The 18,738-nt window shown below is 68.2% G+C and carries 11 protein-coding genes, 1 tRNA gene and 5 pseudogenes; 5 read left to right on the top strand and 12 right to left on the bottom strand.

Annotated features, from left to right (window positions below):
• Positions 1-69: 69 nt before the first annotated feature.
• The 7 genes and pseudogenes from ASD25_RS21690 to hrpB form a co-directional block, all read right to left on the bottom strand.
• On the bottom strand, positions 70-1,686 hold the full coding sequence (locus ASD25_RS21690) for a M20/M25/M40 family metallo-hydrolase (RefSeq protein ID WP_056620277.1): 1,617 nt from the start codon (positions 1,684-1,686) through the stop codon (positions 70-72).
• 186 nt (positions 1,687-1,872) lie between these two features.
• A pseudogene (locus ASD25_RS21695) lies at positions 1,873-2,176 on the bottom strand (elongation factor Ts); the annotation flags it as partial.
• A 1-nt stretch (position 2,177) separates the two neighbouring features.
• Positions 2,178-2,359 (bottom strand): annotated as a pseudogene (locus ASD25_RS32325) (elongation factor Ts); the annotation flags it as partial.
• Between the two features lie 73 nt (positions 2,360-2,432).
• Positions 2,433-3,000, bottom strand: a pseudogene (gene tsf, locus ASD25_RS29690) (translation elongation factor Ts); the annotation flags it as partial.
• Between the two features lie 95 nt (positions 3,001-3,095).
• Positions 3,096-3,972 (bottom strand): annotated as a pseudogene (gene rpsB, locus ASD25_RS21705) (30S ribosomal protein S2).
• Between the two features lie 102 nt (positions 3,973-4,074).
• Positions 4,075-5,280 carry a chromate efflux transporter gene (gene chrA, locus ASD25_RS21710; protein WP_056620285.1) on the bottom strand — a complete coding sequence of 402 codons (1,206 nt, stop codon included), beginning with the start codon at positions 5,278-5,280 and terminating at the stop codon, positions 4,075-4,077.
• A gap of 59 nt (positions 5,281-5,339) precedes the next feature.
• On the bottom strand, positions 5,340-7,763 hold the full coding sequence (gene hrpB / locus ASD25_RS21715) for an ATP-dependent helicase HrpB (RefSeq protein WP_056620286.1): 2,424 nt from the start codon (positions 7,761-7,763) through the stop codon (positions 5,340-5,342).
• Positions 7,764-7,919: 156 nt separating this feature from the next.
• On the opposite strand from hrpB, the gene ASD25_RS21720 reads away from it, so the two are divergent.
• From ASD25_RS21720 to ASD25_RS21735, 4 genes and pseudogenes are all read left to right on the top strand, one after another.
• Entirely contained in the window at positions 7,920-9,584 is a 1,665-nt protein-coding gene (locus ASD25_RS21720; RefSeq protein WP_056620295.1) for an amino acid permease, read from the top strand.
• Between the two features lie 127 nt (positions 9,585-9,711).
• Positions 9,712-9,796 (top strand) — tRNA-Leu (locus ASD25_RS21725).
• Positions 9,797-9,926: 130 nt separating this feature from the next.
• Positions 9,927-11,003 carry a PA0069 family radical SAM protein gene (locus ASD25_RS21730; RefSeq protein WP_056620297.1) on the top strand — a complete coding sequence of 359 codons (1,077 nt, stop codon included), beginning with the start codon at positions 9,927-9,929 and terminating at the stop codon, positions 11,001-11,003.
• A gap of 207 nt (positions 11,004-11,210) precedes the next feature.
• Positions 11,211-11,942, top strand: a pseudogene (locus ASD25_RS21735) (alpha/beta fold hydrolase); the annotation flags it as partial.
• On the opposite strand, the gene ASD25_RS21740 reads toward ASD25_RS21735, so the two are convergent.
• Together ASD25_RS21740 and ASD25_RS21745 are read right to left on the bottom strand one after the other, a co-directional pair.
• On the bottom strand, positions 11,939-12,340 hold the full coding sequence (locus ASD25_RS21740) for a hypothetical protein (RefSeq protein WP_056621353.1): 402 nt from the start codon (positions 12,338-12,340) through the stop codon (positions 11,939-11,941). The pseudogene ASD25_RS21735 and the gene ASD25_RS21740 overlap by 4 nt on opposite strands.
• Before the next feature lie 9 nt (positions 12,341-12,349).
• A complete protein-coding gene (locus tag ASD25_RS21745) occupies positions 12,350-13,594 on the bottom strand; it encodes a class I SAM-dependent RNA methyltransferase (protein ID WP_056620299.1) in 1,245 nt (414 codons plus the stop codon).
• Between the two features lie 121 nt (positions 13,595-13,715).
• Between ASD25_RS21745 and ASD25_RS21750 the strand changes: the two genes are divergently transcribed.
• The gene (locus tag ASD25_RS21750) at positions 13,716-14,381 is read left to right on the top strand and encodes a hypothetical protein (protein ID WP_056620302.1); all 666 of its coding nucleotides are present in this window, start codon (positions 13,716-13,718) and stop codon (positions 14,379-14,381) included.
• A 149-nt stretch (positions 14,382-14,530) separates the two neighbouring features.
• On the opposite strand, the gene ASD25_RS21755 is transcribed toward ASD25_RS21750, so the two are convergent.
• The 3 genes from ASD25_RS21755 to ASD25_RS21765 all read right to left on the bottom strand — a co-directional run bounded on the left by ASD25_RS21755 (position 14,531) and on the right by ASD25_RS21765 (position 18,683).
• A complete protein-coding gene (locus ASD25_RS21755) occupies positions 14,531-15,259 on the bottom strand; it encodes a TlyA family RNA methyltransferase (RefSeq protein ID WP_056620305.1) in 729 nt (242 codons plus the stop codon).
• Positions 15,256-17,988 carry a valine--tRNA ligase gene (locus ASD25_RS21760; protein WP_056620307.1) on the bottom strand — a complete coding sequence of 911 codons (2,733 nt, stop codon included), beginning with the start codon at positions 17,986-17,988 and terminating at the stop codon, positions 15,256-15,258. Before ASD25_RS21760 ends, ASD25_RS21755 begins: the two co-directional genes overlap by 4 nt.
• Positions 17,989-18,074: 86 nt before the next feature.
• Complete coding sequence (locus ASD25_RS21765; RefSeq protein ID WP_056620384.1) at positions 18,075-18,683, bottom strand: DUF2497 domain-containing protein; 609 nt, start codon at positions 18,681-18,683, stop codon at positions 18,075-18,077.
• Between the last annotated feature and the right edge of the window lie 55 nt (positions 18,684-18,738).

Below are 18,738 nucleotides of genomic sequence, written 5' to 3' on the forward strand. Positions count from 1 at the left end.
CGGTGCTTTAGCGGGTGTCGTCAGCGGGGAGAAGGCGTCGAGACTGTCGCACCGCGACGCCCTCAACGCCTACTGCTGCAGCGGGAACGGGTCCGTCGCCGTGGGCTGCGTCGGCACCGGCATGCGCGGCAGGGGCTCGTCGCTGTTGGCGGCGTTCAGCAGGAAGGCGGCCATGATGATGGCGGCCTGACGCAGGTCCTCGGCGCGCATGTGGTCGTAGCTGTCGATGGAGGTGTGGTGCAGCCGCGACCCGTAGTCGAGCGGGTCCTGGATGAACTGGAAGCCCGGGACGCCGACGGTCTGCATATAGACGTGGTCGGTCGCGCCCGAGGTGCGCATCGACACCGTCGAGGCCCCCATGGCGTTGAACGGCTCCAGCCACTCCTGGAAGATCGGAGCGGCGGCGACATTGCCCTCGGCGTTGATGCCGCGGATCTTGCCCGAGCCGTTGTCGAGGTTGAAGTAGGCGACCAGATCGCCGTGGCCGGCGCGCGGCTGGATCGGCCAGCGCTGACGCCAGGTGCGGTTGTTGGGAAGGCCGTCCAGCTGGGCGTCGTTCAGCGCGGCGCGGGTGGCGACATATTTGTCGACATAGGCCAGCGAGCCCCACAGCCCCTGCTCTTCCCCGCTCCACAGGGCGAAGCGGATGGTGCGCTTGGGACGAACGCCCAGCGCCTTCAGAATGCGCGCGGCTTCCATGACCACGGCGCTGCCGGCGGCGTTGTCGACCGCGCCGTCCGAGGCGACCCAGCTGTCCAGATGGGCGCCGGCCATGACGTATTCGCCCGTACGTGCCGTGCCAGGAATGTCGGCCAGGATGTTGTTGGCGTTGGTGTCTTCCTCATGGAACCGCACCTCGCTCATCAGTTCGAGCGTGGGTTTGGCGTCCTCGGTCAGGGCCAGACGCGCCAGCCGGCGATAGTCTTCGGCGGCCAGTTCCATGCCGGGGGTCAGCCGCTTGTCGTCCATGCGGTAGCCCGAACCGGTGCCGTGCAGCAGGCCGCCGTCACGCTGGGACATGCGGACCCAGGCCAGAGCGCCCTCCTCCTGCAGGAAGGCGTCCATCTGACGGGCGAAGTCCGGGCCCCGCAGGCTTTCCGTCGACGGCGCCGAAACATTGGGCATGTTGTAGGTGTTGGCGTTGCGCAGATCCTCTTCGGTCAGGCGACGGAATGCCGGTTCCAGGGGCTCGGAGCCGGCGGTAGGGCGCGAGACCAGAACGATCTTCCCGGCCAGCTTGCCGCGCCATTTGGCGAAGTCGCCCGCCGTCGCCATCGGGGCGACGACGACCTCGCCGCTGATGACGCCGGGCGTCGAGGGGGTCCAGGCGATCGGGATGGCGCGCAGGTCCAGCGGACGCGGCGCCGTCATGCGGGCGCTCGAGCGGACGATCGACCAGCCGCGGCCGAAGTCGAACGGATCGGCGCGGACGTTGGACAGGCCCCAGTCGCGGAACTGCTGCGCCGTCCACTGTTCGGCCTGACGCATCTGCGGTGAGTTGGTCATCCGGCCGCCGATGCGGTCGGTCAGGTAGGCCGCCGTCTGCATGACCTGGCTGTGGTTCAGCCCCTGATCGATGATGCCGTTGACGGCGACGCGGTCAACGTCCTGCGCGGCGGCGGACGTGGCGAGCGGAACGGCCGTCAAGGCAAGGGCCGTGGCGGACAGAAGAGCGGCTAGACGCATGGAAATCCCCCTGAATCACTGAGTTGCGGGGATAAGACTCCAGCCGCAGCGGCAATGCAAAGGTAGAACGGCGCTGACGTGACAGTCCGTCGCGGCGACCTCGCCGGCTCCGGCTTCGGCCACGAAAAAGGGCCGGCGACCGAAGCCGCCGACCCTCTGTTCGATCATCCCGTAAGGGAGGAGGCCTTACTGGCCGCCGGTCATCTGGGCGACTTCGGTGGCGAAGTCCGGGCCTTCGACCTTCTCGACGCCTTCACCGAGGGCGAGGCGGACGAAGCCGGCCAGGTGCAGGCCGGGGGCGCCCAGCTCCTTGCCCGTGTCGGCGACCAGCTGTTCGATGGTCACGTCCGGGTTCATCACGAACGGCTGTTTGATCAGCACCACGTCCTTCTGGAACTTGTTGATCTGGCCTTCCACGATCTTGGCGATCATGGCTTCCGGCTTGCCTTCTTCCTTGGCCTTTTCGGTCAGGACCTGACGTTCCTTCTCGNTTGATCAGCACCACGTCCTTCTGGAACTTGTTGATCTGGCCTTCCACGATCTTGGCGATCATGGCTTCCGGCTTGCCTTCTTCCTTGGCCTTTTCGGTCAGGACCTGACGTTCCTTCTCGATGGCGGCGGGGTCCAGATCGTCCGTGTTCAGCGACAGCGGAGCGGTCGCGGCCACGTGCATGGCGATCTTGCGGCCCAGTTCGCGCAGGGCGGTCTTGTCGCCGCCGCCGTGCAGGGCGACCAGCACGCCGATNGCCTTTTCGGTCAGGACCTGACGTTCCTTCTCGATCGCGGCGGGGTCCAGATCGTCGGTGTTCAGCGACAGCGGAGCGGTCGCGGCCACGTGCATGGCGATCTTGCGGCCCAGTTCGCGCAGGGCGGTCTTGTCGCCGCCGCCGTGCAGGGCGACCAGCACGCCGATACGGCCGAGGCCCGGCGAGACGGCGTTGTGGACGTAGGACGCGACGACGCCTTCATCGACCGACAGGCGGGCGGCGCGGCGCAGCTGCATGTTCTCGCCGACGGTGGCGATCAGCTGGGTCACTTCGTCTTGGACCGACTTGCCGGCTTCCAGTTCAGCGCCGTGCAGACCTTCGAGCGTGGCGTGCTCAAGGCCCAGCTGGGCGAATTTCTTGGCGGCGTTCTGGAACAGGTCGTTGCGGGCGACGAAGTCGGTCTCGGCGTTGAACTCGATGGCGGCGCCGACTTCACCGGCTCCGACTTCCTTCGAGGCCACGGCGACCAGGCCTTCGGCGGCCACGCCATGCCGACGCCGGACTTGGCGCGCAGTTCCATCACGAGGGCGGCTGTGATCTCGGCCATGGGGTATCTCCTGAAGTCTTGTTCGTAAGCGGGAACGGCCGGGGGATTACCCCGGCCGTATGTCAGTTTCGCCGTCGGTAGAAAGCGGGGTCGGATTAGACCGCGGCTTCCTCGGTTTCGACGGCGTCGTTGGCTTCCGAGGTCGCGGCCTGGGCGGCTTCGTCGGCGACGGCCGGTTCAGCAGCGGCGATCATTTCCTCGGCGACGGCTTCAGCCTCGGCCGGGGCGACCGGGGCTTCAGCGGCCTTGGCGGCCTTCGGAGCCTTGGCTTCGCGCAGCATGGGCTCGTCCGGGTTCACGGCGGCGCCCAGGTCCACGCCGGCCGAAGCCTGACCAGCGGCCAGACCGTCCAGGACGGCGTCGGCGATCAGGTCGCAGTAGGTCTGGATGGCGCGCCGAGTTGGTGTCCAGGATGGCGATGATCGGGATGTTCAGCTTGCGGGCTTCAAGGATGGCGATGGCCTCCTTGTTGGTGTCGATCACGAACATGATGTCCGGGATGGAGCCCATGTCCTTGATGCCGCCCAGCGACAGCTCGAGCTTGTCCTTCTCGCGCTGCAGGTTCAGCAGCTCYTTCTTGACGCGGCCCTCGCCGCCGSCTTCCAGMAGGCCTTCCAGCTCGCGCAGGCGGGCGATCGAGCCCGACACGGTGCGCCAGTTGGTCAGGGTGCCGCCGAGCCAGCGGTTGTTCATGTAGTACTGCGCGCAGCGCTTGGCGGCTTCGGCGACCGGGTCAGCGGCCTGACGCTTGGTGCCGACGAACAGGACGCGACCGCCCTTGGCGGCGACGTCGCGCACGGCGACCAGCGCCTGGTGCAGCAGCGGGATCGACTGCGACAGGTCGATGATGTGGATGTTCGAGCGCGAGCCGAAGATGTAGCGCTCCATCTTCGGGTTCCACCGGTGCGTCTGGTGGCCGAAGTGGGCGCCGGCTTCGAGCAGCGAACGCATGGAGAATTCAGGCAGAGCCATGAGGGGTAGTCCTTTATCCGATTGATCCGCCGCAGGCGCTGTAAAGACCGAAGTCCTCGGAACGGAGCGAGGCGGGATGGGCGCAAAAGGCAAGCGCCGTGGTCAGATCAGGGCAAGGCTCAGTCCGGCGAGACCGGCCAACACAAGGATAGCGGGCGGCGCATACCGGCTTTTGACGACATAGAGCGCAGCGAGGGCGACGCAGGCGATGACGATGGACGCCGCCGGGAGGGGCGAGCCCGTCAGGCCGATCGCCAGGTTGATCGCTGTCGCCGCGATCAGACCGACGACCGCCGCCGCCACGCCGTCCAGCGCGCTGCGGATGCGCGGGTCCGACACCACGGCTTCCAGCCGGTCGTAGAAGATCATGGAAAAAGCGAAGGCCGGGAGGAAGACGCCCGCTGTGATGGCCAGCGCTCCGGCGAGCCCGCCCACGGCGTATCCCGCGAAGGTGGCGAAGATGATCAGAGGCGCTGGCAGCACGTTGGACAGGGCGACTCCGTCCAGAAAGGTCCCGTCGCCCAGCCATCCGCGCCCGACCACGTCCTGACGCAGAAAGGGGATGGCCGTGTACGCCCCGCCGAAGGTCAGCAGTCCCGCCTTGAGTCCCGAGACGAACAGCAGCGGCCACGCGCCCTCCCCGGGGGGTGGGCTTGCCCCGGACACAGGCATCGCCGCCCCGCCCTGCCCCAGACTCCAGACGCCCAGCGCAACTACGCCCGAGGCAAGCAGGAGCGCAGCCTCTCCACGCCGGCCACTGCTGGCGCTAACATGGATCAGGGCGCTGACTGGCAGGATGACCCAGAAAGGCGCGTCCAGCAGGGTCGCGACGCAGGCCACGACCCCGATGGTCCACAGGCCCCGGTCCGTCAGCACATGCTCGCCGATCCGGTGCACGGCGCGGACGATCAGGGCCACGACAGCCGCCTGGGCGCCGACCAGGGCGGCGCCGGCCAAACCGCGGTCGACGTCGAAGCGGAAATAGGCCCAGGCGGCCAGCAGCATCAGCGCGAACCCGGGCAGCATGAACCCCAACCCGGCGAGGAGGCCTCCAATCCGGCCCCTCGCGTGAATGCCGAGATGCACGCAGAGCTCATGCGCCTCCGGTCCGGGCAGGACCTGCATGACGGCTAGCAGCCTGTTGAACCGGGCGGAGGAAACCCACCGCTCCTCCTCGACCAGTTCGCGCCGGATCATGGCGATCTGGGCCACGGGGCCGCCGAAGGCCAGCAATCCGAACCTGAGAAAGCGCAGGAACAGGGCCGGGTAAGACAGATCCGGCGGATGGGGATCGGCGGCCTCGGTCATATGAGCAGGATGCCAGCTTCAGGCTGGCTCGTCAGCCGCCGCTCCCCGATCGCACACGATTACGCCCCACGCGGCTTGGCGCGGCTGGTGGCGTCGGCCTTCGTCGGATCCTCGGGCCAGGGGTGGCGCGGATAACGGCCGCGCATCTCGGCGCGGACGGCGGCCCAGCTTCCGGCCCAGAAGCCGGGCAAGTCCTTTGTAACCTGCACCGGCCGCCGCGCCGGCGACAGCAGGGCGAGGGTCAGGTGGACGCGTCCAGCGCCGACGGTTGGATGGACCGTTACGCCGAACAGCTCCTGCACCCGGATATCCACGCGCGGCCCGCCGTGGGCCGCATAGTCGATGGACGCCGAACCCAGCGGCGTCTGCAGCCGGGCAGGAGCCAGTTCCTCCAGCGCACGCTGGCGGTCCCAGGGGATCAGGGTCTTCAGTCCGGCCTCAAGGGCGGCGTCGGAGATGGCGTCGATCGACTGAACATTATCGAGCAGCGGCCAGAGCCAGGTTTCGCGCCCGGTCCTCAGGCCTTCATCCGAAACGTCGGGCCAACCGGCCTCGAGCCCGCCGAGGAAGGCCAGCCGCGCCCGCAGGCCCGAGGCGCGATCGCCCGATTTCAGATCGGCCAGTCCATCGCGTTCGACCTCCGCCTTGAGCGCCGCCGTGATCGCGGCCCGGTCGGGGGCGCCAACAACCTTCTCGTCCACGACGATCGCGCCGATGCGGCGGATGCGGCGCATGGTCATCCGCCCGGACGGCTCGCGGGTGAGCCGGTCCTCGACCGCGATCCGTTGTTCCAACGCCGCCGGATCGACCGGGACCGCCAGTCGGATGCGGTCGCGCGCGTCGCCCCCGCCCAGTTCAGCCACGGCCAGCCAGGGCTCGCGCGCCAGCAGGTCGGTCGGCTCGACGAAGGCGCCCCGCCCGGAGGCCAGCAGAACCTCGCCCGGCTTGCCACGCGCCTTCGCGACCCGTTCGGGGAAGGCTTCAGCCAACAGGGCGCCCGGGTCGGCCTCGCCGCCCCGACCGCCCCCGGCGGCCCGGGCCCAGCGATCCGCCAGCTTCATGGCGTCGCGCGCTCTGGGCGAGCGGTCCCGATCCAGTTCCCGAAGACGCTCGCGCAGATCGACGTCATGGCCGCCCAGCCCCGGCTCGCTGAGCACAGCCGCCATCCGCGCGCCGAGCGAGGCGTCCCCTGAATCGCTGGCCGCCGCGACCATGTGCGCCAGCCGGGGCGGCAGCGGGATCCGGGTCAGTCTCTGCCCGTGCGTCGTCAGGGCGCCGCCGGCGTCCAGAGCGCCCAACCGTTCCAGCACCTTGCGGGCCTCGGCGAAGGCGCCGGCGGGCGGCTGATCCAGCAGCGCCAGCCCCTCGGTTGTCCGCGCGCCCCAACGGGCGAGATCCAGCGCAAAGGCAGTCAGGTCGGCTTCCAGAATCTCCGGCCGCTGATGCGGGACAAGCCCTCGCGTCGCCTCCTCGTCCCACAGGCGGTAGCAGACGCCAGGCTCAACCCGCCCTGCCCGTCCCCGGCGCTGCTCGGCCGACGAGCGGCTGACCCGCACTGTCGCCAGCCGGGTCAGGCCGCTGGACGCCTCGAAGCGTGGCACACGCGAAAGACCGCCGTCGATGACGACCCGCACACCCTCGATGGTCAGGCTCGTCTCGGCCACCGAAGTCGCCAGCACCACCTTGCGACGGCCGGGTTCGGCGGGACGGATCGCCCGATCCTGTTCTTTCGCATCCAGCGCGCCGTAAAGGGGCGCGATATCGACGGCCGGATCGCGCACGGCGTCCTTCAACCGCTGGGCGATGCGGTGGATTTCGCCCTGCCCCGGCAGGAAGACCAGAACCGACCCGGTCTGCTCGGTCAGGGCCAGACGGACCGCCCGCGCAGCGGCGTCCTCCAGACGCTCGGCGGCGTTGCGGCCCAGATACCGGGTCTCGACCGGAAACATCCGCCCCTCGGCCTCGATCACGGGCGCGCCGCCCAGCAGGGCCGAGACGCCGGTGATATCCAGCGTCGCCGACATGACCAGCAACCGCAGATCCTCGCGCAGCAAGCCTTGCGTCTCCCGCGCCAACGCCAGCCCGAGATCCGCATCCAGCGACCGCTCGTGGAATTCGTCGAACAGCACGGCGCCGACGCCCTCAAGTCCCGGATCATCCAGAATCATCCGGGTGAAGACGCCCTCGGTGATCACCTCGATCCGTGTTCGCGCGCCGATCCGGCTCTGTAGCCGGGTGCGATATCCGACGGTCTCTCCCGCCTGCTCGCCGAGGGAGGCCGCCATCCGTTCGGCCGCCGCGCGCGCCGCCAGTCGCCGGGGCTCCAGCACCAGAACCTTGCTCTCGCCCAGCCACGACTGGTCCAGCAAGGCCAGCGGCACGACCGTGGTCTTGCCGGCGCCTGGCGGCGCCGCAAGGACGACCGCGTTCGTCGCAAACAGCGCGGCCTTCAGGGGCTCCAGAATGGCGTGAATGGGCAGCATATGCCCGGGCATAGACGCTACACCCCCTTTCACGAAAGCGTCTCCGGGCATTCATCAATCGGAAACCGCGTTGCCAGCGCGGTCGTGCGCCGCTAGCGTCCGCGCCATTGAAGGCGGTCCGGGGAGGACTTGCCGTGTATCAGGGGGCGAGACTCGATGTCCGCAGAAGGCCTTAGGCCCAAGGGGAACCGTCTGTTCCTCAAGAAATCCGTAGCCCAGATCCAGAAGGAAGCGGCCAAGAGCGAGCTGAAGCGCTCGCTGGGCCCCATCAATCTGATGAGCCTGGGCATCGGCGCCATCATCGGCGCCGGCATCTTCGTTCTGACCGGTCAGGTCGCCGCTGCAAACGCGGGCCCGGCGATCATGATCAGCTTCATCGTCGCCGGCATTGCCTGCGGTCTGGCGGGCCTGTGCTACGCCGAATTGGCCTCGACCATGCCGGTGTCCGGCTCGGCCTATACCTATGCCTACGGCACCCTCGGCGAAGTCTTCGCCTGGATCATGGGCTGGCTGCTGGTGCTGGAATACGGCGTCGCCGCCTCGACCGTCGCGGTCGGCTGGTCCGGCTATGTCGTCTCGATCCTGCGTGACTTCGGACTGGCCGACGGCCTGTTCCCGATGATCCAGTACGCGGGCGGTGAAGGACCCTCGTGGGCCACGCCGCTGATCCAGGCCGTGACCACGGACGGCGTCGCCAGCTTCCCGATGACCGGCACCTTCAACCTCGTCGCCGCCATCGGCATCGCCGCGGTCTGCAGCCTGCTGGTCCTCGGCGTCAGCGAGTCGGCCTCGATCAACAACGTCATCGTGATGATCAAGATCATCGTACTGCTGACCTTCATCGCGGTGGGGATCCAGTACATCAACCCGGACAACTGGGTGCCGTTCATCCCCGAGAACACGACCGGCAAGTTCGGCGAGTACGGGGCCACCGGCATCCTGCGCGGCGCCTCGATCATCTTCTTCGCCTACGTCGGCTTCGAAGCGGTCTCGACCGCGGCGGCTGAGGCCAAGAACCCGTCCAAGGACGTCCCCGTCGGCATCCTCGGCGCCCTGATCGTCTGCACCCTGATCTACATGGCCGTCGCGGCGGTCATGACGGGCGTGGTGCCCTACCTCGAACTGGCCAGCCCGGCGCCGGTGGCCGTCGCCATCGATCGCATGGGTCTGGAATGGGCCGACACGCCGTTCATCACGCCGGACGGCACGCCGCTGAACCTGATCAGCTTCCTGATCAAGATCGGCGCGATCACCGGCCTGTCCTCGGTCATGCTGGTGCTGTGCTACGGCCAGACGCGGATCTTCTACACCATGGCTCGCGACGGCCTGCTGCCGCGCGCCTTCGCCGTCATCCATCCGAAGTTCCGCACGCCTTGGATCGGCACCATCCTGCTGGGCATCCTGATCGCCGTCGCGGCGTCCTTCCTGCCCATCTCGATCCTCGGCGACCTGGTGTCGCTGGGTACGGCCGTCGCCTTCTCGATCGTCTGCCTGAGCGTGATCTTCCTGCGCATCAAGCACCCCGAGATGGAGCGTCCGTTCAAGGTGCCCGGCGGCATCGTCACCGCTGTGCTGGGCATCCTGTCCTGCCTGGCGCTGGCCGGCTTCAACTTCTGGCCGATGATCCAGCATGCGATGGACGGCAATCCGCTGCCCCTGACCATCCTGGCCGCCTACGCCGCCGTCGGCGCCGTGATCTACATCATCTACGGCTTCTGGCACTCGAAGCTCGCCAAGGGCATCGACATCACCGAGGACGTCAAACTGTCCAGCCCGGCCGCTGCGCTGGGCGGCGATGTGGACAACATCAAGGAAGACTGATCCTCGCGGTCAGCCAGGCCTCAAGCAGCGCGAACGCGCGGTAGGCCCACAAGAAAGCAAAGGCCCGGGAGCGATCCCGGGCCTTTCGCTTTTGTGCGGTCTCGCCTAGAGGCTGTGGCAGACCTGAGCGGATGTGGCGGAACTGGTAGACGCACTGGATTTAGGTTCCAGCGCCGCAAGGCGTGGAGGTTCGAGTCCTCTCATCCGCACCATTCTTGTTGGGCCTATGCTCGCCGCGCGGCGGCTCGCGCCCTGAGGCCCGGAACGGCCCGCCTGAAAAGCGGGCCTTTTCATCGTCGATAATGTTCTTGCTTTGTTCTGTTCTCCAGCTATCCTCCCCTTATGGCTGAAGCGGCGAAAGGACGAGGGGCTCGATCGAATGCGACGAGCCGGTTCGAACCGGAAACCGTGCAGGCCTTCGATGATGGCTGGACGACCGACGACGCCGAGGCGGCGCCCCTGCGCACGACCCTGACGCCCGAGCACGCCCGGACGATCATCGCGCGGAACACCAGTCCGGACATCGGTTTTGACCGGTCCATCAACCCGTACAAGGGCTGCGAACATGGTTGTATCTACTGCTACGCCCGTCCGTCCCATGCCTTCATGGGCCTATCCCCGGGCCTGGATTTCGAGAGCCGCATCTTCTTCAAGCCCGAGGCCGCGCGTCTGCTGGAGCAGGAACTCTCAAAACCCCGCTACGTCTGCAAACGCATCCACATAGGCGGCAACACCGACCCCTATCAGCCGGTCGAACGCGATCTGAAATCGACCCGTTCGATCCTCGAGGTGATGCAGCGGTTCAACCACCCCTTCAGCATCATCACCAAGTCGGTGTTGATCACCCGCGACGCCGACATCCTCGGCGCCATGGGTCGGCAGGGCCTGGCCCAGGCCTGCATCTCCATCACCACCCTCGACCGCGGCCTCGCCCGCGCCATGGAGCCCCGCGCCTCGACCCCGGTGAAACGGCTGGAGGCGATCTCGCGGCTGGCGGATGCGGGTTGTCCGGTAGCGGTCGGTTTCGCCCCGGTCATTCCCGGGCTGAATGACCATGAGCTGGAATCCATACTCGAGGCGTCCGCCAGGGCCGGAGCCACAGCAGCCTTCTATGTGACCCTGCGCCTGCCGCTGGAGATCAAGGACCTGTTCCGCGAGTGGCTGGCCGACGCCCGGCCCGACCGCGCCGCCCGCGTCATGTCCCTGATCCGCCAGACCCGGGGCGGTCGCGACTACGATCCCGACTGGTCCCAGCGGATGAAGGGCACGGGACCGGTGGCCGAGCTGATCGGCGCCCGCTTCCGCGCAGCCGTCAAGCGCTACGGACTCGAAGGGCCCCGTCGCCCCGTGGACGAGACGAAATTCCGCGTGCCGCCCGACATGAAGAAGCAGCTGGACCTGTTCGACCTCGCGTCCTGACGACCCGAGAGAACGCGGTTTCGCAGACAACCCTGTCGTGCCATTATCCCGCCTGTCCGTGGACGCCTCCCCCTCGTCCCGGCTTCAGTACCTTCGAGTTGCGTCTCCACTCGTCGCGTATGTCGCGCGCGGGTTCTCGAACAGGAGGCTGACATGGCCCGGACCATCGTGCTGATCCACGGAGCCTAGCTCAATTCCCGCGCCTGGGAAGGCTTCAAGGCGCGCTACGAAGCCAGGGGTTACACCGTCCTGACGCCGGACTGGCCCTATGACGACCGCCCGCCGGAACAGCTCCGGGCCTCACCGCATCCCGAACTGGCGCGCACAGGTCAGAAGGCGATTGTTGACCACCACGACCGCCTGGTCCGCGCGTTGCCCGAAGCGCCGATCCTGATTGGCCACTCGTTTGGCGGGGTCATCGTCCAGCATCTGGCCAACCGCGGTCTGGGAGCCGCCGCCGTGGCCATCGACCCGGCCCCGACGCCCGGGGTTCCGCTGGGGCCGCATGCGATCAAATCCGCCCTTCCCGTGTTGTGGAACCCCTTCACCGGCGGCCAGCTGAAGGTGATGTCGCGCAAACATTTCGCGACCCGCTTCGCCCAGACGGCCCCGCGCGACCAGGTCGACGCCCTGTACGACCGCTACGTGGTGCCCACGGCGGGCAAGGTCTACTGGGACGGCATCCTGAAGCCCGAACCGATCCACTGGGCGAACCCGAAACGCCCCCGGCTGCTCCTGATCGGCGGCGGCGTAGACCTGATCGCCGATGCCAGCATGACCCGCGCCATCTATGAGAAGCAGAAGCAGGCGCCTTCGCCGACCGAGCTGAAGATCTATCCCGACCGCTCGCACTGGACCGGGATCGACGCGGGGTGGGAAGAGGTGGCCGATTATGCGCTCGACTGGGCCCTGCGCCACGCGCCGGAACGGTCCGCCTAGTCGTCGTAGGCCGCCGACGGGTCGATGGCGCTGGTGACCAGGTCGCGCCAGGTCGGGTCGGAGGCGTCGACCAGATCGACGTCCTCCATCAGGGCCACCGCGCCGCCGCCATCGGGCAGGATCAGGCCCAGGACCTCCATCTCCTCGCCGTCGGGGCCGAGGTGGGTCTCGGCCTGCACGGCCACCGCCGCCTGCCCGGCTTCATCGTCCCACCAGATCACCGGCTGGGGCAGGTCCATGACAATGGGACGCGGGTCGTCGGTGTCGCCGAGTGCGAAGACCGCCCGCCGCGCCTGAACGTCGTCCAGCGTCGCCACCGCCCCGGTGAAGGGCCTCAGACGGGTCCAGTCCTCGGCGTCGAAGCCGCCGCCATCCTCGTCGGGCAGATCGTCGGTCATGGTCATCGCCTATCGCCTGAAAACGCCCACCAGTTCGACATGGGCCGACCAGAGGAATTGATCCACCGGCGTGACCCGCTCCAGCCGGAATCCGGCGTCGATGAGGATGCGCGCGTCGCGGGCGAAGGTCACGGGATTACAGGAAACATAGACGACGCTCCCGGCCTTCGTCCCCGGCAGCTGTTTCGTCTGCTCGATCGCCCCGGCCCGCGGCGGATCCAGCACCACGGCGTCGCAGCCGCGCAGGTCATAAGGCGCCAGCGGCCGCCTGAAGAGGTCGCGCGCCTCGGCGGTAATCAGCTTCAGGCCCCTGGCCGTGCCCATCCCCGCCTTCAGCGCCGCGATGCCCGGCGCTGACCCGTCGGCCGCCAGAACCGGCGCAACGGCCGCCAGCGGGAAGGTGAAGGTCCCGGCGCCGCAGAACAGGTCGGCGATCTTCTTCGCTCCATTCACCGCCTCGACGGCGCGCTCGACCATGGCCGCCTCGGCCTCGGGCACGGCCTGCAGGAAGCCGCCGGCCGGAAGGGGTACGGTGGCGGCGCCGAACATGATCTTCGGCTGACGCTCCATCATCAGGGTCTCGCCGGCGAGGCTGAGGCGCGCCACGTCTGCCGCGGCCGCCGCCTGGATGGCGCGCATCTGCGCATCGCCGGACAGCCCGCCCGAACGCCGCTCGACTCCCGTCACATCGACGTCCAGCCCCGTCAGCGTCCAGGTCACATGCAGCGTCGGCGCCGACTTCGGATGCTCCAGGAAGGGCGCGGCGATCCGCGCCAGGGCCGGGAAGGCCGCCACCAGCCGGGGATCAGCCACGGGGCAGACAGTGACCTCGACCAGCCGCCAGCTCTTGCGCGCCTTGAAGCCGAGCATGACGCGCCCGTCCTCGCCGCGCCGGGCGTGCAGGGCAAGCCGTCGCCGCGTGCCCGGCGGCACGGCGACGGTCGGTTCGATCTCGGTCTCGATCCGCTCGCGCGCCAGGGCCAGCCTCACCTGCTCGGCCTTCCAGTCCAGATAGGGGCCGCTGGCCCAGTGCTGCAGGGAACAGCCGCCGCAGGCGCCATAGTGGGGCGAGGCGGGCGCGACCCGGTCCGGGCTGGCCGTGAGTATTTCGATTGCCTCCAGCCGACCCTCGCGCAGCTCGCCGCGCACCGTCTCACCCGGCAGGGTCAGGGGCGCGAACACGGGACCTTCGGGCGTTTCGGCGATCCCGTCGCCCTGCCCGCCCACGCGCGCGATCGTCAGCGTTTCCGTCATGGACCGTTCCTAGAGGTTCCGGGCCGCCCGGGAAACCTGAACGAAGATGAACGGCGCGCTCAAAAGCCGTTCAGCTTCACACGCCTATCTCTTGCGGACAGAAGCCCAAGGATCGACGCTCATGTTCGCCCGCCTGCCCCTGAAGACCGCCACAACCGCCACCGCCCTCGCAGCCGTGGCCGCCCTGCTGGCCCCTGCCTCGGCCTCGGCCCAGACGTACAGCTATCAGGGCCCGCAGAACTACGGCTCGGGCGCCTATGATCGCGGCTATGACTACGATCAGTCGCGTTACGGCTATCAGGAGCCCGCCTACCGCGACGGCTATGGCCAATGCCGTAGCGACCGCAGCAGCCGTCAGGGCGGCGGTCTCGCCGTTGGAGCCACCCTCGGCGCGGTGGCCGGATCGCAGCTCGCGGCGCGTGGTCGCCGGACGGAAGGCAGCATCCTGGGCGGCGTGCTCGGCGCGGTGATCGGCGCCGGCGTCGGCGGAAGCTCGGCCCGCGACTGTGGCGAGAACTACGGCCGCTACGACTACCGGTACGACGAGCCTCGCTATAGCCAGTCGCAATACGGCTACCAGTCCTACGACCGCGGCTATGAGACCGACCGCTACGAGCGGTCGTACCAGTCCGGCTATGACCAGTCGCGCTACGGTCAGTCCTACGACCCCTATGGCTACAGCCAGTCCGGCTATCAGACCGGCTGCCGCACGGTGGAGGTCCGCAGCCGCGACTACAACGGCCGCTATGTGACCCGCTACGAGCAGTCCTGCCCGAGCCGCTACTGAATCACGGAATTGCGTCGCCGGTTATTTTTCAGCCCCCCTGTCGATCGGCGACGTGACGGAGACCCCCGGTGGAGCAATCCACCGGGGGTTTTTCCATTCTGGGCGCTACCGCAGGCGACGCGGTCGCCCGCTGTTCGAGCGCGTTTGGGTCAGACCCGCTTCGCCCAGAGCAGGTATTCGACGTTCCCGTCCCCGCCCGTGATCGGGCTTTTGGCCGTGTCCTGCACGGCCCACCCCTGCGTCTCCAGCCATTCAGACACAGACTGCAGCGCAGCCTGCTGCGTCGCCGGGTCTTTCACCACGCCCTTTTTCGTCCCGCCCGGCCCGGTCGCCTCGAACTGGGGTTTGACCAGGGTGACCAGGTCCGCTCCCGGCGCGGCGAGAGCGAGCGCGGCCGGCAGCACCTTGGCAAGGCCGATGAAGCTGGCGTCGCAGACGATCAACCCGGGCGGCTGCGGGACAAGATCCAGTGTCAGATCCCGGGCGTCGGTCTGTTCAAGATTGACCACGCGGGTATCCGCGGCGACCCGCGCATGCATCTGGCCCGAACCGACGTCGACGGCGAACACCCGCGCCGCGCCGCGCTTCAGACAGACCTCGGTAAAGCCTCCCGTCGAGGCTCCGACGTCCAGCACCGTCCGCCCGGCGACCTCGACCGGCCACAGGGTCAGGGCATGGTCCAGCTTCAGCGCGCCCCGGCCGACCCAGCCGTGGGCGTCGGCGTAGGTCACGACCGCATCCTCCGCCACCGGCTGGGACGCCGCCTTCGCCGGCGCGCCGTCCACGGTCACGCCGCCGGCCTCGATCGCCGCCTTCGCGCGCGACCGGCTCTCCGCCAGACCACGCGCGACCAGCAGCTGGTCGAGCCGGGTCTTCACCCCACCGCGTCCAGACGCGCCAGAGCCGCCTGCAGCTTCGCCTTGCCGGCCTCGGCCTCGGCCAGCTTCTGGCGCTGTTCATCGACGACTTCGGGGGCCGCGCGGTCCACGAAATTGGGGTTGCCCAGCTTCTTGTTCACATGACCGATGTCGCTGTCGAAGGCGGCGATCTCCTTGGTCAGGCGGGTGCGTTCCGCCGTGACGTCGATGATCCCGGCCAGCGACAGGGCCGCCGTGGCGCCGCCCGAGACGAAGGTCACCGCGCCATTGGGCGCCGCATCCACCGTGGTCAGTTCGCCCGCCCGGCCCAGCGTCAGGATCAGGTCGCGGTGCCGCGTCATCCGCTCCGCTGTCGCCCCCTCGGGCGAGACGAAGGCCAGCGGCGGCTTGGCCGACGGCGGCACATTCATCTCGGCGCGCAGCTGGCGGATTTCGGTGACCAGGTCGACCAGCCAGCCGATCTCGGCCTCGGCCTCGGCGTCGATGAAGGCGTCGGGCAGGTCGGGCCAGGCCGCGCCGATCAGCGTGGCCTCGGCGCGAGGCGCGCCCTCCCCGGCCAGCTTGTCCCACAGCTCTTCGGTGATGAAGGGCATGAAGGGATGCATCAGCTTCAGGGTCTGGTCCAGGGTCCAGGCCGTCATGGCGCGGGTCTCGGCCCTGGCGACCTCGTCCGAGCCCATGAAGACCGGCTTGGCCAGTTCCAGATACCAGTCGCAGAAGACGTTCCAGACGAAGCGGTACAGGGCCGAGGCGGCGTCGTCGAAGCGGCCGCCCTCGATGGCCTCGCTGACGGCGCGCTCGGCCTTGGTCAGTTCGCCGCGGATCCAGCGGTTGATGGTCTGGTCGACATTGGCCGGATCGAAACCCTCGATGCGGCGGGCCTCGTTCATCTGCGAGAAGCGCGCCGCGTTCCACAGTTTGGTGCCGAAGTTGCGATAACCTTCAATACGTTGGCGCGACAACTTGATGTCGCGCGTGCCCGACAGAATGGCCATGGTGAAGCGCAGGGGATCGGCCCCCAGCTCGTCGATGATGCCGAGGGGGTCGATGACGTTCCCCTTGGACTTGCTCATCTTCTGGCCCTTCTCGTCGCGGACGAGGCCGTTGATGATGACGCGTTTGAACGGGACCTCGTCCATGAAGTGCAGGCCCATCATCATCATCCGGGCGACCCAGAAGAAGATGATGTCCGCGGCCGTGACCAGATCGCTGGTCGGATAGAAGCGGCGCAGGTCCTCGGTGTCGTCCGGCCAGCCCATGGTCGAGAACGGCCACAGGGCCGAGCTGAACCAGGTGTCCAGAACGTCTTCGTCCTGGGTCAGGACGACCTCGGAATCATAGTCCGCCATCGCCTGTTCGCGGGCGTCGGCCTCCGTTTCGGCGACGTAGATCTCGCCGTTCGGTCCGTACCAGGCCGGGATGCGGTGGCCCCACCAAAGCTGGCGCGAAATGCACCACGGCTCGATGTTGCGCAGCCATTCGAAATAGATCTTCTCGTAGCTCTTCGGCTCGAAGACCGTCGTGCCGATCAGGACGGCGTTCATCGCCGGCTGGGCCATGGTGTGGGCGTCGACGTACCACTGGTCCGTCAGCCACGGCTCGATGACCACGCCCGAGCGGTCGCCGTGCGGGATGACGTGGCGGGTCTTCTCGATCTCTTTCAGCCAGCCGTCGTCCTCGGCCCTTGCGACGATGGCCTTGCGCGCGGCGAAGCGGTCCATACCTTCGTATTCGGCGGGCACGTCGAGCGTGTCCGCGGCGGTGATGCGGCCGAAGGCGTCCATGATGTTCAGCGCCGCCAGCCCTGCCCGCTTGCCGACCTGGAAGTCGTTGAAGTCGTGCGCCGGGGTGATCTTCACCGCGCCCGAACCCTTGGTCGGATCAGCGTAGTCGTCGGCGACGATGGGGATGCGGCGGCCGACGATGGGCAGGGTCACGAACTTGCCGACCAGCCCCGCATAGCGCGCGTCGTCGGGGTGCACGGCCACGCCGGTGTCGCCCAGCATGGTCTCGGGCCGCGTCGTGGCGACGACGATATAGTCGCGCGTCTCGTATTCGGTGGGCTGCCCATCCCCGTCGTAAGCGACCGGGTGCTGATAGGTCACGCCGTCAGCCAGCGGATAGGCGAAATGCCAGTAGGACCCGTCCATCTCGCGCTGCTCCACCTCGAGGTCCGAGATGGCGGTCTGGAAATGCGGGTCCCAGTTCACCAGCCGCTTGTCGCGATAGATCAGGCCGTCCTTGTGAAGCTGGACAAAGACCTTGCGCACGGCGGCGTTCAGGCCCTCGTCGAGAGTGAAGCGCTCGCGGCTCCAGTCGCAGGACGCGCCCAGCCGGCGCAGCTGCTGGACGATGGTGCCGCCGCTCTCGGCCTTCCATTCCCAGACCTTGGCCAGGAAGGCCTCGCGGCCCATTTCGCGCCGCCCGACATTGCCCGCGGCGGCCAGCTGGCGCTCGACCACCATCTGGGTGGCGATGCCGGCGTGGTCCGTGCCCGGCAGCCACAGCACCGCCTTGCCCTTCATCCGGTGATACCGGGCCAGGATGTCCTGCAGGGTGTTGTTCAGCGCATGGCCGATGTGCAGCGACCCCGTCACATTCGGCGGCGGAATGACGATCGAATAGGCCTCGGCGGCGCCGTCAGTTTTCGGGGCGAACAGGCCGCTGTCCTCCCATTGCTTGTAGATGCGCGGTTCGGCGGCGGTCGGGTCGAAGGTCTTGTCGAGCATTGGAACGGTCTTCAGACAAAAGATTAGGGCGGCCCCGACTGGAGCCGCCCCGGAATGATCTAGCCTTGATCAGGTCGCAGGTGAAGCTAGCCGGCGGTGCGGGCGATGCGTTCGACTTCCTTGCGTACCTGGGTCTCGACGATGGCCGGCAGGTTGGCGTCCAGCCATTCCTTCAGCATCGGGCGCAGCAGGCCGCGCACCATCTCGTCGATGGTCGGGCCCGAGGGGAATTGAACGTCGGCCGGTTCCGGCTTCTTCAGGGTCGAGGCGAATCCGGCGAAGGCGGAGGCCGCGCTGGCCGCAGCGCTGTCGCCCACTAGGGGGTCGTAGGACGCCGTCGCCGCCGGATGATCGGGCGACTGGGTCGCGACCGGCTCGGCGTAGACCGACTCGCTGACGGGGAAGGGTTCCGGCTCGGCGGGGGAGACATCCAGATCACCGATGGTTTCGGCGACCGGGGGCTCATAGGCCTCGGTCAGCTCCAGCACGTCCTCATCGGCGGCCTCGGGCTCCTGCATCGACGGCGTTTCGTCCATCAGGGCGGGCGACGGCGCGGCTTTTGCTTCGGCTTCCGGCTCGGCCGGAGCGGCGGCGGTCGCCGTCTCGGCGGGCGCGTCGTCCTCGGAGATGATCCGGCGGATCGACGCCAGGATTTCCTCCATCGTCGGTTCCTGGGCGGCGGTCGTGTCGGTCATGTCGAAACCCCGGGGCGAATGGCGGCTGGGCCGGCGAACCGCCCCATGTACGGCT

This window comes from Brevundimonas sp. Root1423, from assembly GCF_001426805.1.